The following is a 2128-nucleotide window of genomic DNA, read 5'->3' as shown; positions in this document are numbered from 1 at the left end:
CGCGCGCGCCGGCCGTGGCCGTGCGTGCGCGCGGCGCGGATCCTCCACCGCCCGGTGTGACGGCGTGCGTGACGCGCCGCTGTACCGCCGGCCGCCGCCGGCTGCCATCGTCACTGTGTTCGGCTACATAGGTCTTCCACCGCAAGGATCCGATGCAATGCGCACTCTTCGCCGCTCCCTGACCCGTTCCCCGTCCGCCGCACGCCAGGCGGGCATGAGCCTGCTGGAAATCATCATCGTCATCGTGCTGATCGGCGCGGTGCTGACCCTGGTCGGCAGCCGCGTGCTCGGCGGCGCCGACCGCGGCAAGGCCAACCTGGCCAAGTCGCAGATCCAGACCCTGGCCGGCAAGGTCGACAACTACCAGCTCGACACCGGCAAGCTGCCGTCCAAGCTCGACGACCTGGTCACCGCGCCGGGCGGCGTCAGCGGCTGGCTCGGTCCGTACGCCAAGCCGGCCGAACTGAACGACCCCTGGGGCCACCCGATCGAATACAAGGTGCCCGGCGAAGGCCGGCCGTTCGACCTGATCAGCCTGGGCAAGGACGGCCAGCCCGGCGGCAGCAGTTACGACGCCGACATCAAGTACGAGTGATCCGGCGCCGTGATCCGGGCCCCTGCCGGCGCGCTGCGCTTCGGCGTGCCGGCGTGCGCGCCGGCTGCGCGTGCGCGCATGCGCGGCGTGTCGCTGCTGGAGATGCTGCTGGTGGTGGGCCTGATCGCGATCGCCGCGCTGCTGGCGGCCTCGGTGCTGACCGGCGGCATCGACGGCATGCGCCTGCGCTCGGCGGCCAAGGAGATCGCCTCGCAACTGCGCTACACCCGCGCCCAGGCGATCGCCAGCGGCCAGCCGCAGCGCTTCCTGATCGATCCGCAGGCGCATCGCTGGCAGGCGGCCAACGGCCGCCACGGCGAGATCCCGCCGTCGCTGACGATCCGCTTCACCGGTGCGCGCCAGGCGCAGCGCCGCGACGGCGAGGGCGCGATCCAGTTCTTCGAGGACGGCGCCTCCACCGGCGGGCGCATCGACCTGCAGGCGCGCCAGGCGCGCTGGCGCGTCGACGTGACCTGGCTGACCGGCGAGGTCACGGTCGGGCGCGCACCGGACCAGGCGGGCCCATGAACCGCCAGCGCGGCTACACCCTGATCGAGGTGATCGTGGCGTTCGCGCTGCTGGCGCTGGCGCTGACCCTGCTGCTGGGCTCGCTGTCCGGCGCCGCACGCCAGGTGCAGCGTGCCGACCAGTTGAGCCGCGCCACCCTGTACGCGCAGTCGCTGCTGGCGGCGCAGGGCGTGGAGCAGCCGCTGCAGCCGGGACGCAGCCAGGGCACGCTGGATCAGGGTCGCTACCGCTGGACCCTGGACGTGGCGCCCTACGCCGACCCGCGGCGGCCGCCCGATGCCGCGGTGACGCCGGGCGCGCCGACCTTGCTGCAATTGACCCTGCAGGTGCGCTGGGGCGATACGCCGGCGCAGGCGCTGCAGTGGAAGACCCTGCGCCTGGTCGCCCCGCAAGGCAACGGGGTGCCGCAATGATCACGCGCGCGCCGCCGCGCGCCACCGCGCGCGGCTTCACCCTGATCGAGGTGCTGCTGGCCACGGTGCTGCTGGTCGGCGGCCTGACCCTGGCCTTCGCCACGCTGCGCTCGGCGATGGCGATCAGCGGCCGCGGCGAGGCGATCGCCGGACGCAGCGAACGCATGCGCGCGGTCGAAGGCTTCCTGCGCCGGCGCCTGAGCGGCGCGCAGTCGCTGCCGCTGGACATCGACACGCACACCCTGCAGCCGGTGCGTTTCGTCGGCGAACCGCAGCGCATGCAGTTCGTGGCCGATCTGCCCGAGTACCTCGGCCGCGGCGGCCCCTACCTGCACGACCTGCGGGTCAGCGGCGAGGGCGACCATCGGCAACTGGCGATCGCGCTGGTGCAGGTGCAGGCCGGCAAGCAACTGGCCGAGACCCCGCCGCGCCCGCCCGAGCCGCTGGCGCGCGACCTGCGCGAGGTGCGCTTCCGCTACCGCGGCCTGGACCCGGAGCGCGGCACCATCGGCCCCTGGCAGGAGCGCTGGGAGCGCACCGACACGCTGCCGCTGCTGGTCTCGATTGAGTTGCGCAGCGGCGACGGCACGGC

The 2128-nt window shown here is 73.6% G+C and carries 4 protein-coding genes; all 4 read left to right on the top strand.

The window, feature by feature from the left end:
• Positions 1-157 precede the first annotated feature (157 nt).
• Positions 158-595 carry a type II secretion system major pseudopilin GspG gene (gene gspG, locus D180_RS12935; RefSeq protein WP_026143220.1) on the top strand — a complete coding sequence of 146 codons (438 nt, stop codon included), beginning with the start codon at positions 158-160 and terminating at the stop codon, positions 593-595.
• 78 nt (positions 596-673) lie between these two features.
• Complete coding sequence (locus D180_RS12930; RefSeq protein WP_043090949.1) at positions 674-1123, top strand: GspH/FimT family pseudopilin; 450 nt, start codon at positions 674-676, stop codon at positions 1121-1123.
• The gene (locus D180_RS12925) at positions 1120-1536 is read left to right on the top strand and encodes a prepilin-type N-terminal cleavage/methylation domain-containing protein (RefSeq protein ID WP_017913116.1); all 417 of its coding nucleotides are present in this window, start codon (positions 1120-1122) and stop codon (positions 1534-1536) included. Before D180_RS12930 ends, D180_RS12925 begins: the two co-directional genes overlap by 4 nt.
• On the top strand, positions 1533-2128 hold a 596-nt coding region (locus D180_RS12920; RefSeq protein WP_017913115.1), incomplete at its 3' end, for a type II secretion system protein J. The genes D180_RS12925 and D180_RS12920, both read left to right, overlap by 4 nt.

The sequence above is a fragment of the Xanthomonas sp. SHU 166 genome, assembly GCF_000364685.1.
In the GTDB taxonomy this organism is placed as follows: domain Bacteria; phylum Pseudomonadota; class Gammaproteobacteria; order Xanthomonadales; family Xanthomonadaceae; genus Xanthomonas_A; species Xanthomonas_A sontii.
This window is presented reverse-complemented; position numbering and strand designations above follow the sequence as displayed.

Coding starts and splice junctions, on each gene's coding strand:
- D180_RS12925 (WP_017913116.1), top strand. CDS start 1,120: ATGAACCGCCAGCGCGGCTACACCCTGATCGAGGTGATCGTGGCGTTC.
- gspG (WP_026143220.1), top strand. CDS start 158: ATGCGCACTCTTCGCCGCTCCCTGACCCGTTCCCCGTCCGCCGCACGC.
- D180_RS12930 (WP_043090949.1), top strand. CDS start 674: ATGCGCGGCGTGTCGCTGCTGGAGATGCTGCTGGTGGTGGGCCTGATC.